Annotated in this window: 1 protein-coding gene; it reads right to left on the minus strand. The window is 46.1% G+C overall.

Going from position 1 to position 3,213, the window contains the following annotated elements; genetic code table 11:
- Positions 1–1,446: 1,446 nt before the first annotated feature.
- On the minus strand, positions 1,447–1,842 hold the full coding sequence (locus HMPREF0666_RS00395; RefSeq protein WP_232214034.1) for an RteC domain-containing protein: 396 nt from the start codon (positions 1,840–1,842) through the stop codon (positions 1,447–1,449).
- Positions 1,843–3,213: the final 1,371 nt, after the last annotated feature.

Raw genomic sequence — 3,213 nt, forward strand, 5'->3', positions numbered from 1 at the left:
GAAATAGAATGCACCCTCTGGTTGAGATAAGACCCATGAGAGTCGCTGGAAAGTTCCTTCTCTCACAAAGGGTATTTCTTTCTCTCACAGAACTCACAGATTTAACAGAACCCATTTGCGCACTGTCTCGAACTCACAGAAGGCCTTCGGCATACAGATATCACAGAGCGTTACTGCCAATGAAGATACCAATAAGGAGGCAAGAGCAGCCTTCATCCAGCCCATAGGGGTATCTCGGTGATCACTCCCCTTCCCTTCGGGGGAGGGGAAGGGGGAGGGGCCGCTATCTTTATGAACCTTTATGTGTTCTGTTCATCTGTGTTTTTCTGTGAGAAATAGAACGCACCCTCTGTAAGAGTAAGACACTAGACATTCCAATAGTGATTGTCAATATATTTCAGTTTTCATGCCCCTCTCTTTTCATCGAAAGGCCGAGCTTGGAGCAAAAGGATGCTTTTCTTCATTCGAGAACATGCCTTTCTTGCATGTTGAAGACGCCCTTCTTGGAGCAAGAAAAGCATATTCTCGAATGTTCTTCGCAACTTTCTGATTTCGTGTGGGTTGTAAAAGCAATCATAAAGTACGTTATACTCTTATTTAGAGAATATTTAGCTGAATGAACTGTAAGGTTTTTTCATTTCTCTATTAACACCTAACATTCAACACCTAACACTCAACAGAAGCCTCACCCCCAGCCCCTCTCCGAATGGAGAGGGGAGTGATCACCGAGATACCCCTACATGTCCTCCGTATGTTAAGCAACCCTTCTCCTTCTATTAGCAGGCCTGTAGGGGTAACCTCACATACTACTCCCCTCTCCATTCGGAGAGGGGCTGGGGGTGAGGCCTCTGTGAACTCTGTATGCCGGAGGCGTTCTGTGGGCTCGAAACTGTGCGCAAAAATGCTCAGTGAACTCTGTGTGCTCTGTGAGAGAAAAACCTTTACGAAGTATGTAAGCAGCCCAATAGGGGTAACCTCACATATCACTCCTCTCGCCATTCGGAGAGGGGCTGGGGGTGAGGCCACTGTACACTCTGTGAGAGACAACGTGTTTTTATCATCGAAACCATTTAAAAAAAGAAACGGCCGAGCCCACGCTCTACCGTTATCTCCGAATAATTATCGTCTCGCGACGCTAATGTATCTACAATCTTTACCTAAAATATAACTAAAAACCTAAATCTATTACTAACCTAAACAAATCTTCTTTCCTGTATGAATAATCCTGAGCAATCTTTTATTACCTGTAAAGACTAAACCTTGTAACCAGATAATTTTCTCTTGAATTACGATGCAAAGTTAGCAATAATACACATAACTTGCAAGTCAAACGACATAAATTATCTCTTTATCGATTAATTATTGACTTATATCAAACAATAAGTCCGCCTCTTGTAGTACGCTCAGACCGATTCTGAGCAGCACCACAAAGGGCGAACAAACATGTTATCGACGGCGGCGCCTAATCTCCAGACGCATCGGGTCTTGTATCTTTGCATCGACAATCAACTGCAGGTAGCGTTCACGGAGGGGCCCCACTCGCACGTTCTTGCGTGCCCGAACGGATGATACCACAGACGAGGGATTGCACGGGACACGCACGTGAAGCACACGACAGATGTGCCACACAATCGACTGAAAGTCCATCAACCGACCCTGCTGGTCGGTCAGCTGACCTGTCTCCCATACAATGTGAGCAAGTTCGATGAGGTCGCACTTCAGTCCTGTCCAATACAGTCCTTCTTCTTCGCTCCTATTAATAAGGTCGCAGAAGTTATTCACGAGCTTTCTTATTAGCTGTTCCTCGTCCTCTTGACTCCAGAGATGAGTAGTCTTCATCATAGTTTTCGCTCTTTTCATCATTGCTTTTAGTGTTTTTGATTGTTATATAACTGTGTTTCATCTATCTGCCTCCTCGTTTAGTCGTGACACTTTGTAGGTCAGTAGGAGAAGTCGGCGAGCGGCAGTGGCATCGTCCCTCACCGCAACAGCCTACTGGGGAGAAGACTGTTACGTAAGGTTGCTGCAAAGATAAATGACGCTTGTGCAATATATGTGCAATACCGAAAAATTTTACTTAAATAATCGTAACTGGGGAAGAAGTTCACGAGTTGACCATTTGAAAAGTAAGTAAGTTATGTGTGCTGTGCCCCATCTCGTCTGCTTTACATATTCTTTTCGCACCGAAAAGGCCGTCTATCACTCGCTTTCAAACGCTGGGGTCGGCACGTGGGGAGGTGGCCCCTCCCCAACCCCTCCCCCGTAGGGAGGGGAGTGAAATGTGAGGTTACCCCTACAAGACTGCCAGTAAGAGGTATCACGAAGCCAACATCCACTCAATAGGGGTATCTCGGTGATTACGCCCCTCCCTTTTGGGGAGGGGAAGGGGGAGGGGCCAGCTCCTTCTATGAACCCTGTGTGTTATGTTCATCTGTGTTCCTCTGTGAGAGAAAAAGAGGTCCTCCCTGAGTAAAAGAATACTAACCATGTAAATAGAAAATGTCAAGATATTTTACAGACTGTTCCTTTCTCTTTTCGAGAAAAGGCCGAGTATGCAACAAGAGGAAGCTCTTCTACGTTCAAGAACATACCCTTCTTGCGTCAAGAAGGGCGTCTTCTACGAGCAAGAAGGGCATATACTCGAATGCAAAACGTAACACACTGATTTCTTGAGGGTTATATCCTCGGTTGTAGGCAACGATATATGCGTGTTGTGAGGGTTGTCAGCTTGGTGTGTTGTAAGGATTATTTATCATCAAATGAACTCTCCTCTCTCACATACATCACACCCAACGAAAGCTGAAACGCTCTGTGTTCTCTGTATGCCGAAGGCCCTCTGTGGGCTCGAAACGTGCGCAAAAAGGCTCTGTTAACTCTGTGGGCTCTGTGAGAGAAAAAACTCCCCAGCGATTTGTTTGTGTGACATCTCATAGCGAGGGTGTATTCTATTTCTCACAGAAGAACACAGAAGAACAGAACACACAAAGGCCCACAGAGACATTAAGTCAACCGATATCACAGAACCTTACAGCCAACAGAAAGCCTCACCCCCAACCCCTCTCCGAATGGAGAGGGGAGTAATCACCGAGATACCCCTACATGTCCTCCAAATGTTTAGCAGCCTTTCTCCTTCTATCAGCAGGCCAAAAGGGGTAACCTCACATACTACTCCCCTCTCCATTCGGAGAGGGGCTGGGGGTGAGGCCTCTGTGA

This window comes from Prevotella sp. C561 (assembly GCF_000224595.1).
Taxonomy (GTDB): Bacteria; Bacteroidota; Bacteroidia; order Bacteroidales; family Bacteroidaceae; genus Prevotella; species Prevotella jejuni.

Bases quoted from the DNA above. Each gene is read 5' to 3' on its own strand.
- HMPREF0666_RS00395 (WP_232214034.1), bottom strand. From the start codon at position 1,842: ATGATGAAGACTACTCATCTCTGGAGTCAAGAGGACGAGGAACAGCTA.